This is a genomic window from Lentzea albidocapillata (assembly GCF_000719115.1).
GTDB classification, from domain to species: domain Bacteria; phylum Actinomycetota; class Actinomycetes; order Mycobacteriales; family Pseudonocardiaceae; genus Lentzea; species Lentzea albidocapillata.
In genome coordinates, this window is sequence record NZ_JOEA01000001.1 from 216,815 (window position 1) to 231,811 (window position 14,997).

Below are 14,997 nucleotides of genomic sequence, written 5' to 3' on the forward strand. Positions count from 1 at the left end.
GTGGTCCTTCTGTACCTTTCGCGAGGTGCGCGTACTCATCGCTCCGGACTGCTTCGGCGGCACCCTGACCGCCCGCGAGGCCGCCGACGCCATCGCCACCGGCTGGCGCGACGCCAAGCCCGACGACGTCGTCGCCCAACGCCCACTGGCCGACGGAGGCCCCGGTTTCATCGACGTGCTGCACGCCGCCGCTGGCGGTGATATCCGATATATCAGTGTCACCGGCCCTCTGGGCGAACCGGTGGAAGCGCGCTGGCTCAGCGTGCACACCGGCGGTCGGCGCGGTGCGTACATCGAGTCCGCGGAAGCGTGCGGTCTCCACCTGATCCCGGCAGAACTCCGGCCGCAGACCTGCGAGACGGCGACCACGCGCGGCGTCGGCGACCTCATCGCGGCAGCGGCGGCTGACAACGATGTCATCACGGTCGGCCTAGGTGGCTCGGCCACGACCGACGGAGGCGCCGGCATGCTCGCCGCGTTGTCGGCCGCGGGCACGGACCTGACCGGCACATCGCTGGTAGCCGCCTCCGACGTGGAGAACCCGCTCCTCGGCCCGCACGGCGCCGCGCGCACGTTCGGCCCGCAGAAGGGCGCGTCCCCGGAAGCCGTCGAACGCCTCGAAGCGAAGCTGGCCGCCATGGACGTCCTCACACCCGTATCCGATATATCGGGTGCCGGAGCGGCGGGCGGCCTGGGCGCCGCACTGCTCTCGCTGGGCGCGACGATCACGTCGGGTGCGGGCCTGGTCCGCGACCTCACCGGCCTCGACGCCGCCCTCGACGAGGCCGACGTCGTCATCACCGGCGAGGGCAGCTTCGACTGGCAGTCACTGCGCGGCAAGCTCATCACCGCCGTGGCAGGGGGCGCCGCCGAACGCGGCATCCCGTGCATAGCCATCGCGGGCCAGGTCAGCGTCGGCCGCCGTGAGATGGGCGCCGCCGGCGTCCAGGCCGCCTACTCGGTCTCCGAGCATGTCGGCTCTGTGCAAAAGTCGATTGCGGACGCCCGCAAAAGTCTCATTGCAACGGCCCGGCATGTCGCGCTGCAATGGTCGCGCTGAAGTGCAGCGACCGCGTTGGAAGGTCCAGCTGATATATCGGTTGGCTTGAGCGTGGTCTACGTGACAGTCGACACCTAGGGCGACATGAGGCGTCGTTGTGGGACCATGGGAAGCGGAACAAGGCGGGGAACGCCCGTGTTGTTGATGGGTGAACCGCCCGCAAAGGACCTCTTAGGAGAGCCATGACGACCGCTCAGGATGCCGCTTCGACCACTGAGGCGCCCAGCCACGGCGTGACGCTGACCGATGCGGCCGCCGTCAAGGCCAAGGCGCTGCTCGACCAGGAGGGCCGCGACGACATGCACCTGCGCATCGCCGTCCAGCCCGGTGGTTGCGCCGGCCTTCGCTACCAGCTGTTCTTCGACGAGCGCGCGCTCGACGGTGACGCGATGGTCGACTTCAACGGCATGAAGGTCGCCGTCGACCGCATGAGCGCCCCGTACGTCGAAGGCGCTGTCATCGACTTCGTGGACACGATCGAGAAGCAGGGCTTCACGATCGACAACCCGAACGCCGGCGGGTCCTGCGCCTGCGGCGACTCGTTCCACTAAGGCGAACACGCGGAGAGGCCGCGTCCCCGCATCGACGGGGACGCGGCCTCTCCGCGTGTGGACCAGAAGTCAGACCCAGAAGTCAGACCCAGAAGTCAGACGCCGTATTCGGCGAGGCCTTCGACCTGGTGGGCGCACCGCTCGTCGACCTGCCAGGGCGCGGCCGCGCGCGGGGCGGGAAGGGGGTGCTCGGGGTGGGTCAGAGCGAACGGGAGCTGCGCGCAGTCCTCGATCAGTTCACTCATCGTGGTGGCCTCTGGGATCGTCACTTCCTGACCGTATGACGGCGGTCTGACCTGCGGTAGCCCTACCAAACAGTAGTCTTCACAGCGGTACTCGTCCGGGTGAGTTGTCACGTAGCGCAACAAGAAAAGAGGAGCCGACGTGCCCCTAGCCGTGTGCGGCAGCATCGCGACCGATCATCTGATGCACTTTCCGGGTCGTTTCGCGGACCAGCTGGTCGCGGAGCGTCTCGACCGCGTGTCACTGAGCTTCCTGGTCGACGACCTCGTGGTCCGTCGCGGTGGCATCGGCGCGAACATCGCGTTCGGCCTCGGTGTACTCGGGGTGCGGCCGGTGCTCGTCGGTGCCGTCGGCAAGGACTTCGACGACTACCGCTCGTGGCTCGAGCGGCACGGCGTCGACACGTCCGGCGTGTACGTGTCCGAGGTCGCGCACACCGCGCGGTTCGTCTGCACGACGGACGACGACATGTGCCAGATCGCGTCCTTCTACGCCGGTGCGATGGCCGAGTCCCGCAACATCGAGCTCGCGCCGATCGCGGGCCGCGTCGAGAACCTCGAGCTCGTCATCATCAGCCCGGACGACCCCGCGGCCATGCTCCGGCACGCCGACGAGTGCCGTCAGCGCGGTTACAAGTTCGCCGTCGACCCGTCGCAGCAGCTCGCCCGCATGGACGGCGAGCAGGCGCGCGCGTTCATCGAGGGCGCCGAGTACCTCTTCAGCAACGACTACGAGTGGGAACTGCTGCTGCAGAAGACCGGCTGGACCGAGGCCGACGTCCTCGCCCGTGTCGGCAAGCGCGTCACCACGCTCGGTGCCAAGGGCGTCGAGATCGTCGACCGCGACGGCTTCGCGCTGCACGTCCCCGCCGTCCCCGAGGTCGCGAAGACCGACCCGACCGGCGTCGGCGACGGCTTCCGGGCGGGCTTCCTCGCCGGCATCACCGCGGGCCTGGGCATCGAACGCGCAGCGCAGCTCGGCTCGTTCATCGCGGTCGAGGTGCTCGAGACCGTCGGCACCCAGGAGTGGGTGATCGAGCGTGAGTCGGCGCTCGCTCGCATTCGTGGCGCGTTTGGTGCGGAAGCCGCTGAGGAGATCGCTCCCGTCCTGCCATGATCGGACAATGGGGACGTACCTGTTCGGCGGCACCGGTGAGTCGCTCGACCCGAAGTTCGACGCACTGAGCTCACTGCTCGACGCGGGCACCTTCGCCCGCGTCGAGCAGCTGGGTGTCTCGGACGGCTGGCGCTGCCTCGAAGTGGGAGGTGGCGGGGGATCGGTGGCGAACTGGCTGGCCGACGTCGTCGCCCCGGCCGGGCACGTGACGGTCACCGACATCGACGTCACCAGGCTCGAGGAACGCGACAACGTCACCGTCCTGGAACACGACGTAGTATCCAATATATTGCCTGGCAACGCGTTCGACCTGGTCCACGCCCGCCTGGTGCTCTTCTACCTCCCCGCCCGCGACCTCGTCCTGCGCAAGCTGCGCGACGCGTTGCGTCCCGGTGGCTGGCTCGTCCTCGAAGAGTTCGACTGCCTCCCGCTCGAAGTCCTCTCGGTCGGATCTTCCGGCGCGCCTGAGGACGCGAAGCTGATCATGCGGGTCAAGAACGCCCTGCTGACGGTGCTCGACCACGCCGGTGCCGAACTGGCGTGGGGCGCGCGCGTCGAGAAGGCACTGCGCGACGCCGGGCTGAACGACGTCAGCGGGTCCCGCGAGGTGCAGGAGTGGGAGGGCGGCTCGGCGGGCTGCCGCCTGCTCGCCGCGACCGCCCGCCTGGTGCGCGCGAAGCTCCCGCTCACCGACGACGAGTTCGACCGCTACCTGGAGCTGATGGCGTCCCCGGAGACAGTTGTCAGTTCGTACGCGATGTGCAGCGCACAAGGTCGTCGCTGAAAGCGAAAAGGCCCCTCCGCGGAGGGGCCCTGACGCACCGAACCTAGAGCTTGACCGGGTAGTGCGGTTCCGGCACCACCGGCTGGATGCGGCCCTCGACGAAGATGCCGTGCCAGATCATGAACACCAGCAGCGCCCAGATGCGGCGGCTGTGGTCGAGCACGCCGGAACGGTGCTCCTCGATCAGCCGCAGCACCGCGGTCTTGTCGATGTACTGGTCGGTCTGCGACCTGCGCACGATGTCGACGGCCCAGTCGTGCATCTCGTCCTTGAGCCAGTGCCGGATCGGCACCGGGAAGCCGAGCTTGCGGCGGTTCAGCACGTGCGCCGGCACGATGTCACGGATCGCCTTGCGCAGCGCGAACTTCGTCGTGTCCTTCGTGATCTTCAACTCACTCGGGATCTGTGACGCGATCTTGAAGACCTCGGGGTCGAGGAACGGGACCCGCAGTTCCAGCGAGTTCGCCATGGTCATCTTGTCGGCCTTGACCAGGATGTCGCCGCGCAGCCACGTGAACAGGTCGACGTGCTGCATGCGCGTCACCGGGTCCCAGTCGCGCGACTCGCGGTACGGCTGGGCCGTCACGTCCATGTGCGACACCGCCGGGTCGTACGTGCGCAACACCTGACGTAGGTGGTCGTCGAGGAAGATGCGCGCGTTGCCGTAGTAGCGCTCCTCCAGCGTCAAAGCGCCACGACGCAGCAGGTCCTTGCCGCGCACGCCGTGCGGGATCTTCGTCGAGACCTTGCCCATGGCCTTGCGCAGCGCGCCCGGCACCTTCTCGAAACCCGCCAGCGACAACGGCTCGCGGTAGATCGTGTACCCGCCGAACAGCTCGTCCGCGCCCTCACCGGACAGCACGACCTTCACGTGCTGACGCGCCTCACGGGCGATGAACCACAACGGCACCAGCGCCGGGTCGGCCACCGGGTCGTCGAGGTACCAGGTGATCAGCGGCAGGGAGTCCATCATCTCCTGCGCGCTCACCGTGCGGACCACGTGCTTCACGCCGATCAGCGCCGCCGACTCCGCGGCCACGTCGACCTCGGAGAATCCCTGGCGCTCGAACCCCGTGGTGAACGTGATCAGGTCCGGGTTGTGCTCCTTGGCCAGCGCCGCGACCACCGTCGAGTCGATGCCGCCGGACAGGAACGAGCCGACCGTCACGTCCGCGCGCATGTGCTTGGCGACCGAGTCGCGCAGCGCCGCGGTGATCTCGTCGTACAGCGCGTTCGCCTCGGCCTCGCTGCGGACCGTGCGGACCTTGAAGTCCGCCGGGAAGTAGCGCTCGAACTTCGGCGACTGGCCCGGGACCAGCGTGAACGAGTGGCCCGACTCGACGCGGAAGATCTCGTCGTGCAGCGAGGCGGGCTCCGGCACGTACTGCAGCGTCAGATAGTGCTGCAGCCCCTTGACGTTCATCTTCGGCGCGATGCCGATCGAGGACGCGATCTCCAGGAGGATCTTCTTCTCACTGGAGAACGCGACGCCGCTCTGGCCCTGCGCCCAGTACAGCGGCTTGATGCCGAACGGGTCGCGGCCGCCGAACACGATCTCGCGCTCGGAGTCCCAGATCATGAACGCGAACATGCCGCGCAGCTTCGTGATCGCCGCGGGCCCGTAGTAGTGGTACGCGGCGACGATGGTCTCGGTGTCGCCGTCGGTGTGGAAGACCGCGCCGTGCTTCTCGGTGAGCTCGGCCCGCAGTTCCAGGTAGTTGTAGATCTCGCCGTTGAAGTTGATCGTGTAGCGGCTCGGCGACTCCGCCGGGCCCCAGGTCAACGGCTGGTGTGAGTGCTCGATGTCGATGATCGCGAGCCGGTTGAAGCCGAACACGACCTCGTCGACCCGCCTGGTGCCGCTCTCGTCCGGCCCTCGGTGCCGCATGCAACGCAGCGCCGCCTCCACGGCCGGGCGCGCGTTCTCGGCCTCGTTCTCGCTAGGGCATACAAGTCCTGCCAGGCCGCACAAGGCTCTCGCACCTCTCAAAAGACATGAAGGGGAAGACCACCGGGGAAGTCCCCAGTATGCCGAAGGGGCTTTGTGTGACCGAAACTGCACCGCAGCGGCGGTGCCCCCGAGGGGTGAGCGTGGTTGCGCTGGGCTACGCTCCCGCTTGATCCGTTGGCATGGAACGAGGAGGCGGGCGAGCAGTGGGCCTGAAGGAGGGCACCAGGGCATCCCGGCTGGTGAAGACCGCTGGGCTTGTGAGCCTGGTCGGCATCGGGGCCACCGGTTGCACCACGGACGAGGTGCTGCGCTTCGGATGGCCGCAGGCCGTCACGCCGCAGGCCGAGAAGATGCGCGAGCTCTGGACCTGGTCCGTGATCGCCGCGCTCGTCGTCGGCGTCATCGTGTGGGGTCTGATCCTGTGGTCGGTGGTGTTCCACCGCAAGAAGTCGGAGGAACTGCCGCGTCAGACGGCGTACAACCTCCCGCTGGAGATCGTGCTCATCGTCGTGCCGACGGTGATCGTGGCGGTGTTGTTCTACTTCACCGCCGTGACGCAGAACTACGTCACGGACAAGTCGGGCAAGCCCGACGTGAACGTCGACGTGATCGCGTTCCAGTGGAACTGGGAGTTCCAGTACCCGGACCACAAGACCGAAGAGGGCAACGTCGTCAGCACGGTCGGCACCTCGGGCGAGGTCCCGATCATGGTGCTGCCGGCCGGCAAGCGCATCCAGTTCACGCTGCGCTCGACGGACGTCATCCACTCGTTCTTCGTGCCGGAGTTCCACTTCAAGCGGGACGTCTTCCCGCAGCCGGAGAAGAACAACCAGGACAACGTCTTCCAGATCGGCCAGATCGACCGTCCCGGTGCGTTCGTCGGTCGTTGCGCCGAGCTCTGCGGTTCGTACCACGCGGTGATGAACTTCGAGGTCCGCGCCCTGCAGGAAGCCGACTTCGAGAAGTACATCGAACTGCGCAAGCAGGTCAACGAGAAGACGGGCAAGCCGTACACCACGGCAGAAGCCCTTTCTCAGGTGAACTGTGACAAGTGGTGCTCACCGCTGGCCACGACGACGACCCCGTTCAACACCGACCGGACGGCCCGCGAGGCCTCCGGCGCGGGCCAGAAGTAGGGACACGCCCCGCGATGAAGATCGAAGCTCGCGTATTCGACCTGGTGATGGCCTTCTCGTTCCTGATGGCCGTCGTTTACGGCTACTGGACGCACCTGGCGACCGGCCACGTCGAGCCCACTGGCACGGTGGCGCTCGCGCTGACCGGTGGCCTGGCCCTCATCACCGGCACCTACTTCCGGTTCGTCGCCCGCCGCATCGAGGTGCGGCCGGAGGACAACCCCGACGCCGAGGTGTCCGACGGCGCCGGCGAGCTGGGCTTCTTCAGCCCGGGCTCGTACTGGCCGGTCGGTCTGGCCGCCGCGGCGGCGACGACGGGTGTCGCGGTGGCGTTCTGGCACGTGTGGCTGCTCGTGATCGCCATCGTCATGGTGCTGGTCGCGGTCGGTGGCCTGGTGTTCGAGTACCACACCGGTCCCGACCACGACTGACCCAGCACGGCTGATATCCCATATATCGGATATCGCTTCGACCGAGGCCCTCTCCCATGCGGAGGGGGCCTTCGTCGTCTCCTGGGAACCGATATCCGATATGTGTCATATCGCATATCGCACGAGAAAGGCCCCTTCCCGCCATCGCGGCGGGCAGAGGCCTTCGCAGTCCTGCGCGCGGTTACGCCGCCGCGGCGACCGGGGTTTTCTGGTACGCGTCGACGTACTCCTGGCCGCTCAGGTCGAGGATGCGGTAGATGATCTCGTCGGTGACGCTGCGCAGCACCGGCAGCGAGTCCTGCATGCCGTCGTAGCGGCTGAAGTCGAGCGGCTCACCGAAACGGATCGTCACGGGGACGATCTTCGGGAACCTGCTGCCGATCGGCTGCACCTTGTCGGTGCCGATGATGCCGACCGGGATGACCGGGGCGCCGGACTCGAGCGCCATGCGGGCCACGCCCGTGCGGCCGCGGTGCAGCCTGCCGTCGAGCGAGCGGGTGCCCTCGGGGTAGATGGCGAAGGCGTCTCCGCGCGCCAGGATCTCGGTGGCCGTGTCGAGCGCGGCGCGGGCGTCGCGGCCCTTGCCGCGGTGCACCGGCACGTGGCCGAGCGAGGAGAAGAACCGGCGCGTCAGCGAGCCCTTCAGACCGGTGCCGGTGAAGTACTCCGCCTTCGCGAGGAACGACACGCGGCGCGGAACGACCATCGGGATGACGACGCTGTCGATGAAGCTGAGGTGGTTGGCCGCCAGGATGACGGGGCCGTCGGTGGGGATGTTCTCCAGCCCGTCCACCACAGGGCGGTAGACGAGACGGGCTGTGCGCGCGACGACGTGCTTCATCACCGGGTAGAGGAGGGCCATGTCTCCAGCATTCCAGGTGACGATTGCCACGGCGTTACCACGTGGTGCGCATCTCGGGCTCATCACTCGCTCGGACTACGCCGATGCGGCCGTCGTGCGAGCAGGGTCACGCGCCGACGACGACGCGTGACCGAAACACGACACTAGCCCTTGAGAGTCTGTGAGAGCTCCACCCAGCGGTTCAGCAGCGTCGCCGCCCTGCCCGAGTCGATGGCATCGGCCGCGCGGCTCAGCGAGGCCGTCAGGTCGGCGTGCAGATCGTCGGAGAACCCGCCGTGCGCCGCGATGGCGCCCGCGGCGTTCACGAGCACCGCGTCCCGCACCGAACCCGTCTTGCCGGCCACGAGGTCGCGGACCACCTGGGCGTTGACCGACGAGTCGCCGCCCTTCAGGTCCTCCTCGCGCGCGGGCTTCACGCCGAGCACTGTCGGGTCGATGGTCTCCGTGCGCACCACACCGTCCTGCGCGAGCCACGCGGACGTCGTCGTGGTCGTGGTGATCTCGTCGAGACCGTCGTCGCCCCGCACCACCAGCGCGGTGTTGCGGCGGCGCGCGAACACGCCGGCGATCAACGGTGCCGCGGCCGCCCGCGCGCAGCCGATCAGGCCGACGGTGGGCTGCGCGGGGTTCGTCAGCGGGCCGAGCAGGTTGAACGACGTCGGGATGCCGATCTCGCGCCGCACCGGGCCCGCGTGCCGGAAACCGGGGTGGAACACCGGCGCGAAGCAGAAACCGATGCCCAGCTGGCGCACGGTCTCCCGCACGCCGTCCGCGGGCAGGTCGATCGCGACGCCGAGCGCCTCCAGCACGTCCGCCGTGCCGCACTGCGACGACGCCGCACGGTTGCCGTGCTTCACCACGGGCACGCCCGCGGCGGCCGTGATGATCGCGGCCATCGTCGAAATGTTCACCGAACCGGAATGATCACCGCCGGTGCCCACGATGTCGGTCGCCCGCACGTCCACCGTGAACCGGTTCGCGTGGTTGAGCATCATCGTCGCGAGGCCGTCGACCTCTTCCGGGGTCTCACCCTTGGCGCGCAACGCGACGATGAACGCCGCGATCTGCGCCGCGGTCGCCTCGCCGGACATCACCTGGTCCATTCCCCAGGCGGTGTCGTCGGCGGTCAGGTCGACGCCGTCGAGCAGGCGGTTGAGCAGTGAGGGCCAGGTGCGCCGGCTCATGGCCGATCAGCCCCTGACGACGGGCACAGCCGAGCCGCGCAGCACCTCGGCCACGGTCTCGGCGGCGGCCAGCGGGTCCAGCGGGTGCACCAGCACCGCGTCCGCCTGCGACCAGGTCGCGAGCCACCTGTCGTCCTTGCGGCGCACCGCGACGACGATCGGCGGGCAGTTCGTGATCTCGTCCTTGAGCTGGCGGGACAGGCCCATGCCACCGGTCGGCTGCGCCTCGCCGTCGAGGATCAGCAGGTCGACGGTGCCGGCGTCCGCCTCGTAGAGGACGTCCGCGATCGTCGCGGCCTCGACATAGTCGACGCGCGCGAGGTCCGGCGCCGGACGGCGGCCGATCGCAGTGATGATCGTCTCACGCACCTCGGGCCGGTGGCTGAACACCAGGATCTTCGTGGTCTGCGTGCTCATCTCTGGATCCTCCGCTGCAACTGCCGACTGCGGTCCTGAAGAAAGTGACCAAGGTCGCCGTGATGCTATCGGGCCGGTTCGGGTGCCTTCTGCAGGGCGTCCCACCCCAGGGCCTCACCGCCGAGCCGTTGCGCCAGCGAGGCCATCCGCGACCGCTCCTGGGCACAGTGCAACGCGTCCAGCTTCTGCACGCGACTGATATGCGATATATCACCGGCCACGAGCACCCAGCCGTCCGGCGTGAGCAGTTCGCGCGCACGTTCTACCTGTTCAGCGGGGATGCGCACGTGGTGCCGCAGCACCGCGAGCTCGTCGGCGCGCCACCGCGGAGACCGCGCCAGAGCGGCCGAATCGGCCTCCGCGATGTCGAACGCCTCGACCACCACGACGAGCGCCGGGTCGTCGATCGACAACGCCGGGTCGTCCTGTCGGCGCAGCTTGTCCCGCAATCGGCTCAGCATGCCCATCCGTTGATCTCCTCGCGATCACCCTGCGTGTGACCCAGCCGACCCATGATCTGCCCAGGACCCGATGGGCGGACGGAAATAGCGCAGGCAATAATGCTGCTCGTGACCACGGCAGCGCCTTCAATCGGCCAGCGCGTGCACTCGCTGAACCGCCCGAACATGGTCAGCGTCGGCACGATCGTCTGGCTGTCCAGCGAGCTCATGTTCTTCGCTGGCCTCTTCGCCATGTTCTTCACGGTGAAGGCCCAGAACGAGGGGCCATGGCCTCCTCCTCCCACGCACCTGAACATCCCCTACGCGTCGGTCTTCACGATCATTCTGGTCGCGTCGTCCTTCACCTGTCAGTGGGGCGTGTTCGCGGCGGAGCGAGGTGACGTCTTCGGTTTGCGTCGCTGGTACATCGTGACGCTGATCATGGGCGCGGTCTTCGTCGGCGGGCAGGCAGGCGAGTACATCGAGCTGGTCGAGCACGGCACCACGATCCCGTCCTCGGCTTACGGCACGGTCTTCTACCTGACGACCGGCTTCCACGGCTTGCACGTCATCGGCGGGCTGATCGCGTTCGTCTACCTGTTGATCCGGACGAAGCTCAGCAAGTTCACGCCGGCACAGGCCACCTCCGCGATCGTCGTGTCGTACTACTGGCACTTCGTCGACGTCGTGTGGATCGGGCTGTTCGCCATCATCTACATCGTGCCCTGACCTGCTCCCCAGCCACGAGCTCCCGAACTGACAGCAAGGGTTGCCGCACACCATGACCACCACGACGAAACGCCCCCGCGGCGCCCGCACCAAGCTGCGCCGCCGGGTCGCTGGACTGCTCGCACTGGGCTTCGGCCTGCTGAGCGCCGGCATGCTGTTCGCCGCCTTCGCGCCCCAGGCGCAGACCGCCCAGGCGCAGCAGCAGGACGCCCTGGTGCGCCAGGGCGAGCAGATCTACCTCAACACCTGCCAGAGCTGCCACGGCAAGTCCCTCGAGGGTGTGAAGGACCGCGGGCCGAGCCTGATCGGCGTCGGCGACGCCGCGGTCTACTTCCAGACTTCCTCCGGCCGCATGCCCATGGCGCGGCAGGAGGCTCAGGCCATCCGCAAGCCCGCGAAGCTCTCCCCTGAAGAGATCAACGCGCTGATGGCCTACATCGACGCGAGCGGCGGCGAGGGCCCGAAGAAGCCCGCCGAGTCCGGTGAGGCCCTGCGCGGCGACAACCCGGCGCGCGGCGGCGAGCTCTTCCGCCTCAACTGCGCCAGCTGCCACAACTTCACGGGTCGTGGTGGCGCGCTGTCCTCCGGCAAGTTCGCGCCGGCGCTCGACGGGGTGTCCGAGGAGCAGATCTACACGGCGATGCTGAGCGGCCCGCAGAACATGCCGAAGTTCGGCGAGCGGCAGCTCACGCCGGAAGAGAAGAAAGACATCATCGCGTACGTCAAGTCGGTCACCGACGGGAACAACAACTCCGGCGGTAACGCCTTGGGAGGGTTCGGACCCGTCTCCGAGGGACTGATCGCGTTCATCGTGGGCATCGCCGCGCTCATCGGCGTGACCCTCTGGATCGGAGCCAAGTCATGAGCGGCGACAAGCCGATCGAGCTGCCCAGCGAGGCAGAGCTCGCGGAGATGAGCCGGGACGAACTCGTCAGGCTCGGCACGAAGATGGACGGCGTCGAGCTCGTCCACTACGAGGAGAGGTTCCCGGTCCCCGGCACGCGTGCCGAGCGTCGCGCCGAGCGCATCGTCGCGCTCTGGTTCGTGGTCTCCGCGCTGTCCGGCCTGGCCTTCCTCGGCGTGTTCCTGTTCTGGCCGTGGCAGTACGAGGCCCCGCACACCGACGGCCACCTGCTGCACGTGCTCTACAACCCGCTGATCGGGTTGTTCCTGGGCCTGTCGGTGGTGGCGCTGGGCGTCGCCGCGCTGCTCTACACCAAGAAGTTCATCCCCGAAGAGCTCGCTGTGCAGCAGCGCCACGACGGCCCGTCGGCCCAGGTCGACCGTGCCACCCTGGTCGCCGAGCTCGCCGACGCGGGTGAGCGCAGCGGCATCGCGCGCCGCAGCCTGATCAAGCGCACCGCGGGCCTCGGCGCCGGCGTGCTGGGTCTGGGTGTCGCGGCCGTCCCGCTGGGCGCGCTCATCAAGAACCCGCACGCGGACAGCGAGACCAAGAACTCGCTGTGGCACACCGGCTGGAAGGCCGAAAAGGGCGAGAAGGTCTACCTGCGCCGCCACACCGGCAACTTCCACGAGGTCTCCCTGGTGCGTCCCGAGGACGTCGAGCCGGGCGGCTTCGAGACGGTGTTCCCGTTCCGGGAGTCCGAGCGCGAGGACGATCACGCCCTGGTCGCGGCCCTCAAGCGGGCCGACGCGCCGGTCATGCTCATCCGCATGCGCCCGAACCAGGCGGTCACCAAGCGCTCTGGTCAGGAAGACTTCAACTACGGCGACCTGTACGCGTACTCGAAGATCTGCACGCACCTCGGTTGCCCGACGTCGCTGTTCGAGCAGCAGACCGGTCTGCTGCTCTGCCCGTGCCACCAGTCGCAGTTCGACGTCTTCGAATACGCCAAGCCGCGGTTCGGTCCGGCAACCCGTCCTCTGCCGCAGCTTCCGATCACTGTGGACGAGGACGGATACTTGGTAGCCCGCAGCGACTTCATCGAGGCTGTGGGACCGGCGTTCTGGGAGCGGAAGTCATGAGTGCCATCACCACGCCGACGAAGCCGGCCAACGCCGCCGCGCGCGTCGCAGGGGCGGCGGCCAACGCTGCCGACGAGCGGTACCACGCGGCCTCTGGCCTGCGCAAACAGCTGAACAAGGTCTTCCCGACGCACTGGTCGTTCCTGCTCGGCGAGATCGCGCTGTACAGCTTCATCGTGCTGTTGCTGTCGGGCACGTACCTCGCCCTGTTCTTCGACCCGTCGATGACCGAGGTCACCTACCAGGGGTCGTTCGAGAACCTGCGCGGTATCGAGATGTCGCGGGCGTTCGCGTCCACGCTCGACATCTCCTTCGAGACGCGTGGTGGCCTGTTCGTCCGTCAGGTGCACCACTGGGCGGCGCTGCTGTTCATGGGCGCGATCGTCGTGCACATGTTCCGGATCTTCTTCACCGGCGCGTTCCGCAAGCCGCGTGAGATCAACTGGGTCATCGGCATCGTGCTGTTCATGCTCGGCGCGATCGAGGGCTTCCTCGGCTACTCGCTGCCGGACGACCTGCTCTCGGGCACCGGCCTCCGCGTGATGGCGGCGCTGCTGATCTCGTTCCCGGTCATCGGCACCTGGCTGAACTGGCTGATGTTCGGCGGGGAGTTCCCCGGCACCGACATCATCCCGATGCTCTACACCGCGCACATCCTGATCATTCCGGCGATCATCCTCGGCCTGATCGCGGCGCACCTCGCGCTGGTCTGGTACCAGAAGCACACGCAGTTCCCAGGCGTGGGCCGCAAGGAGACCAACGTCGTCGGCGTCCGCATCATGCCGGTGTTCGCGGCCAAGGGCGGTGGCTTCTTCGCCATCGTCGTCGGCGTCATCGCGATCATGGGTGGTGTCTTCCAGATCAACCCGATCTGGAACATCGGCCCGTACAACCCCGCGCAGATCTCCGCCGGCTCGCAGCCCGACTGGTACATGGGCTGGACCGACGGCCTGGTCCGCATCTGGCCCGCGTGGGAGTTCTACCTGGGCAACTACACGATCCCGGGTGCGTTCCTGCCGTTCATCCTCGGTCTGCCGCTGCTGACCGGCATCGCGGCGATGTACCCGTGGATCGAGCGCAAGATGACCAAGGACTACGCGCACCACAACCTGCTGCAGCGCCCGCGTGACGTGCCCGTCCGCACCGCGCTCGGCTGGATGGCGATCACGTACTTCATGGTCCTGCTGCTCATGGGCGCGAACGACATCTTCGCCTTCCAGTTCGACATCTCGTTGAACCTGACGACGTGGATGGGCCGCATCGGCATGCTGGTGCTGCCTCCGCTCGCGTACTTCGTCGCGTACCGGATCTGCATCGGCCTGCAGCGCGGCGACCGCGAGGTGCTCGAGCACGGTGTCGAGACCGGCATCATCAAGCGCCTGCCGCACGGCGAGTTCATCGAGATCCACCAGCCGCTCGGCCCGGTGGACGACCACGGCCACCCGATCCCGCTCGCCTACCAGGGCGCGTCGGTGCCGAAGAAGATGAACAAGCTCGGCTCGGCCGGTCACCCGGTCGCCGGCAGCACGTGGTCCCCGGACCCGGTCGAGGAGACCGTGGCCCTGGAGAACGCGCGCAAGACGAAGCACGTCTCCGAGGGGACCAGCGCCCAGGACGAGGCGAGCGAGCTCGTGGGCAAGCCGTCCGACCCGAAGGCCTGACCCACCGCTGAACGACGAAGGCCCCCGTGATCTTCACGGGGGCCTTCGTTCTGTCTGTGGCTGCTGTGCCGACTGTCAGGCGTCGTCCAGACCGATGGAGAACGCGGCCTCGTCGTCGCGCTTCGAGTAGCTGCGGAACGCGATGTGCGTGTCGGTGTTCAGCACGCCCGCGACCTTGCTGATCTTGCCGGGCACCAGTGCGGCGAGGTCCTCGTGCTTGCTGACCCGCACCAGCGCGATCAGGTCCACGTCACCGGCGCAGGAGTACACCTCGGTGACTCCGTCGATGTCGGCGATCTCCTGCGCGGCCTCGGGAATGCGTTCGGCGGCGGCCTGGATCAGCACGATGGCGGTGACCACGGCTTCCTCCTCGGGTCTGGGCTCCGGTGTCTCAAGCACCCGTAGTCTGCCCTACCGCCTGATCACCTGCGTGAGGACGTCGCCGC

17 protein-coding genes are annotated in these 14,997 nt (G+C 67.8%); 10 read left to right on the forward strand and 7 right to left on the reverse strand.

Annotated elements, in window-relative coordinates; translation table 11 throughout:
- Positions 1 to 25: 25 nt before the first annotated feature.
- Both IG04_RS0101215 and IG04_RS0101220 read left to right on the forward strand, forming a co-directional pair.
- Positions 26 to 1,060 carry a glycerate kinase family protein gene (locus tag IG04_RS0101215; RefSeq protein ID WP_030474605.1) on the forward strand — a complete coding sequence of 345 codons (1,035 nt, stop codon included), beginning with the start codon at positions 26 to 28 and terminating at the stop codon, positions 1,058 to 1,060.
- Between the two features lie 182 nt (positions 1,061 to 1,242).
- Complete coding sequence (locus tag IG04_RS0101220) at positions 1,243 to 1,611, forward strand: HesB/IscA family protein (RefSeq protein ID WP_030474606.1); 369 nt, start codon at positions 1,243 to 1,245, stop codon at positions 1,609 to 1,611.
- Between the two features lie 95 nt (positions 1,612 to 1,706).
- On the opposite strand, the gene IG04_RS46180 is transcribed toward IG04_RS0101220, so the two are convergent.
- Positions 1,707 to 1,880, reverse strand: coding sequence for a hypothetical protein (locus tag IG04_RS46180; RefSeq protein ID WP_157512842.1), 174 nt, complete (start codon positions 1,878 to 1,880; stop codon positions 1,707 to 1,709).
- 157 nt (positions 1,881 to 2,037) lie between these two features.
- On the opposite strand from IG04_RS46180, the gene IG04_RS0101230 reads away from it, so the two are divergent.
- Positions 2,038 to 2,970: a carbohydrate kinase family protein gene (locus IG04_RS0101230; protein WP_051768677.1), complete on the forward strand. Its 933-nt coding sequence runs from the start codon at positions 2,038 to 2,040 to the stop codon at positions 2,968 to 2,970.
- 7 nt (positions 2,971 to 2,977) lie between these two features.
- On the forward strand, positions 2,978 to 3,754 hold the full coding sequence (locus tag IG04_RS0101235) for a class I SAM-dependent methyltransferase (protein ID WP_030474608.1): 777 nt from the start codon (positions 2,978 to 2,980) through the stop codon (positions 3,752 to 3,754).
- Positions 3,755 to 3,797: 43 nt separating this feature from the next.
- On the opposite strand, the gene asnB is transcribed toward IG04_RS0101235, so the two are convergent.
- Complete coding sequence (gene asnB / locus IG04_RS0101240; protein ID WP_030474609.1) at positions 3,798 to 5,726, reverse strand: asparagine synthase (glutamine-hydrolyzing); 1,929 nt, start codon at positions 5,724 to 5,726, stop codon at positions 3,798 to 3,800.
- A gap of 182 nt (positions 5,727 to 5,908) precedes the next feature.
- Between asnB and ctaC the strand changes: the two genes are divergently transcribed.
- Together ctaC and IG04_RS0101250 are read left to right on the forward strand one after the other, a co-directional pair.
- Positions 5,909 to 6,841, forward strand: coding sequence for an aa3-type cytochrome oxidase subunit II (gene ctaC, locus IG04_RS0101245; RefSeq protein WP_030474610.1), 933 nt, complete (start codon positions 5,909 to 5,911; stop codon positions 6,839 to 6,841).
- 14 nt (positions 6,842 to 6,855) lie between these two features.
- Positions 6,856 to 7,272, forward strand: coding sequence for a cytochrome c oxidase subunit 4 (locus IG04_RS0101250; RefSeq protein ID WP_030474611.1), 417 nt, complete (start codon positions 6,856 to 6,858; stop codon positions 7,270 to 7,272).
- 181 nt (positions 7,273 to 7,453) lie between these two features.
- On the opposite strand, the gene IG04_RS0101255 is transcribed toward IG04_RS0101250, so the two are convergent.
- The 4 genes from IG04_RS0101255 to IG04_RS0101270 all read right to left on the reverse strand — a co-directional run bounded on the left by IG04_RS0101255 (position 7,454) and on the right by IG04_RS0101270 (position 10,202).
- Positions 7,454 to 8,134, reverse strand: a complete 681-nt coding sequence (locus IG04_RS0101255; protein ID WP_030474612.1) for a lysophospholipid acyltransferase family protein — start codon at positions 8,132 to 8,134, stop codon at positions 7,454 to 7,456.
- Positions 8,135 to 8,277: 143 nt separating this feature from the next.
- Positions 8,278 to 9,318 carry an anthranilate phosphoribosyltransferase gene (gene trpD, locus IG04_RS0101260; protein ID WP_030474613.1) on the reverse strand — a complete coding sequence of 347 codons (1,041 nt, stop codon included), beginning with the start codon at positions 9,316 to 9,318 and terminating at the stop codon, positions 8,278 to 8,280.
- A 6-nt stretch (positions 9,319 to 9,324) separates the two neighbouring features.
- The gene (locus tag IG04_RS0101265; protein ID WP_030474614.1) at positions 9,325 to 9,735 is read right to left on the reverse strand and encodes a hypothetical protein; all 411 of its coding nucleotides are present in this window, start codon (positions 9,733 to 9,735) and stop codon (positions 9,325 to 9,327) included.
- Positions 9,736 to 9,800: 65 nt separating this feature from the next.
- Positions 9,801 to 10,202, reverse strand: a complete 402-nt coding sequence (locus IG04_RS0101270) for a hypothetical protein (RefSeq protein WP_030474615.1) — start codon at positions 10,200 to 10,202, stop codon at positions 9,801 to 9,803.
- A 93-nt stretch (positions 10,203 to 10,295) separates the two neighbouring features.
- Here IG04_RS0101270 and ctaE point away from each other — a divergent pair, with 93 nt between their 5' ends.
- From ctaE to qcrB, 4 genes are read left to right on the forward strand one after another with little or no spacing between them, the layout of a single operon-like run.
- Positions 10,296 to 10,904, forward strand: coding sequence for an aa3-type cytochrome oxidase subunit III (gene ctaE / locus IG04_RS0101275; RefSeq protein ID WP_030474616.1), 609 nt, complete (start codon positions 10,296 to 10,298; stop codon positions 10,902 to 10,904).
- A gap of 52 nt (positions 10,905 to 10,956) precedes the next feature.
- Complete coding sequence (gene qcrC / locus IG04_RS0101280; protein WP_030474617.1) at positions 10,957 to 11,769, forward strand: cytochrome bc1 complex diheme cytochrome c subunit; 813 nt, start codon at positions 10,957 to 10,959, stop codon at positions 11,767 to 11,769.
- The gene (qcrA, locus tag IG04_RS0101285) at positions 11,766 to 12,890 is read left to right on the forward strand and encodes a cytochrome bc1 complex Rieske iron-sulfur subunit (RefSeq protein ID WP_030474618.1); all 1,125 of its coding nucleotides are present in this window, start codon (positions 11,766 to 11,768) and stop codon (positions 12,888 to 12,890) included. The genes qcrC and qcrA overlap by 4 nt, the downstream gene beginning before the upstream one ends.
- Positions 12,887 to 14,551 (forward strand): cytochrome bc1 complex cytochrome b subunit, encoded by a 1,665-nt coding sequence (gene qcrB / locus IG04_RS0101290; RefSeq protein ID WP_030474619.1) that lies wholly within the window; start codon positions 12,887 to 12,889, stop codon positions 14,549 to 14,551. Before qcrA ends, qcrB begins: the two co-directional genes overlap by 4 nt.
- Positions 14,552 to 14,626: 75 nt before the next feature.
- Here qcrB and IG04_RS0101295 read toward each other — a convergent pair whose 3' ends face one another.
- Positions 14,627 to 14,911, reverse strand: coding sequence for an Lrp/AsnC family transcriptional regulator (locus IG04_RS0101295; RefSeq protein ID WP_030474620.1), 285 nt, complete (start codon positions 14,909 to 14,911; stop codon positions 14,627 to 14,629).
- Positions 14,912 to 14,997: the final 86 nt, after the last annotated feature.